Below are 1,465 nucleotides of genomic sequence, written 5' to 3' on the forward strand. Positions count from 1 at the left end.
GGGGGGTGCCCCTATGGGTTTCGTCAACCCGTGGGGGCGGGTTGGGGTTCGTAGAAGGTGCCGTCGCGGAGCATCGCGAAGAGCACGTCGGCTCGTCGTCTCGCGAGGCAGAGGAGGGCTTGGGTGTGGTGCTTTCCCTGAGCGATCTTCTTGTCGTAGTAGGCCCGCGAGGCCGGGTCGGCCAGGGCCGCGAACGCGGACAGGAAGAAGGCCCGTTTGAGCTGTTTGTTTCCCCGGCGGGAGGGCTGCTCGCCGCGGATCGACGAGCCCGAGCTGCGGGTTGCTGGAGCGAGTCCGGCGTATGCGGCCAGGTGGGCGGCGGACGGAAAGCTGCTGCCGTCGCCGACGTCGATGAGGATCCTGGCTCCGGTCCTGACGCCGATGCCGGGCATGGACGTCAGGACCTTGGAAAGAGGGTGGGTCTCCAGCAGTTCCTCGATCCTCGTGGCGAGGAGTTTGCGCTGGTCCAGGACGGCTTGGAGCGAGCCGGCGAGGCTGGGGACGATCAGGGCGGCCGCGTCCGTGCCGGGGACGACGACGGTCTGCTCGTCGAGCGCGGTGAAGATGTCCTCGACCAGCCGCTCGGCCATCCGCGGAGCCCTCGGGCGTATCAGGCCGATCAACCTGCGCCGTCCGGCCTTGCGGATCAGGGCCGGCGAGCCGAACTGGTCCAGCAGTTTGAGCACGGCCGGGTGCTGGATGCGCGGGCCCAGGACACGTTCGAGGTGCGGGTGGATCTGGGTGAGCAGGCCGCGCAGCCGGTTGCTGATGCGGGTGGCCTCGCCGGCCAGGTCGTCGTCGAAGCCGACGATCATCTCCAGTTCGGCGATGGTCTCGTCGTCCAGTTCGATGGAGCGGAGCGTGTGCGGCATCGACCGGGCGGCGTCGGCGATGACGAAGGCGTCACGGGCGTCGGTTTTGGCCTCGCCGGGATAGAGGTCGGCGATCCGTCGCATCGTGAGACCTGGCAGATAGGCGACCTGGCAACCCATGTCGCGGGCCACCGCGATGGGCAGGGCGCCGATGGAGGCAGGTTGGTCGACGACCACGAGCACGGGGCCGTGCTTGGCCTGCAACTTTGCGAAGAGCTCGCGGAGTTTGGGCTCGCTGTTGGGCAGCCGCTTGTCGAAGGCTTTCTTCCCGGTCGGGGTGACGGCGGTGGCGTGGTGTTCGCCCTTGCCGACGTCCAGGCCGAGGAAGACGCCGATGTCGCTGGTGTCGATCACGTGCAGTCTCCGGTCGTACTCGCCCGGCCGTCCAGCGGCACCGATCGCCACATCCACATTACGAAGAGCCTCCCTGCCTCCGGAGAAGCCGGTGGTCATGCCCCTAATCAGCGGTCTGTCGATGCCTCCGGAGCCGGTGACACCACCCCCCGGGCCATGCGTTCGACAGGGGGGACCAGTCATGCCGGCTCCAGAGGCCGGGAGCCCCATTGCGGGGCCACGAAAAAGGTAATGGGGGG

1 protein-coding gene is annotated in these 1,465 nt (G+C 68.3%); it reads right to left on the minus strand.

Annotated features, from left to right (window positions below):
* Window positions 1-23 precede the first annotated feature (23 nt).
* On the minus strand, window positions 24-1,226 hold the full coding sequence (locus tag ACWEQO_RS34760; RefSeq protein WP_452986494.1) for an IS110 family transposase: 1,203 nt from the start codon (window positions 1,224-1,226) through the stop codon (window positions 24-26).
* Window positions 1,227-1,465: the final 239 nt, after the last annotated feature.

The sequence above is a fragment of the Streptomyces sp. NPDC004051 genome, assembly GCF_053604275.1.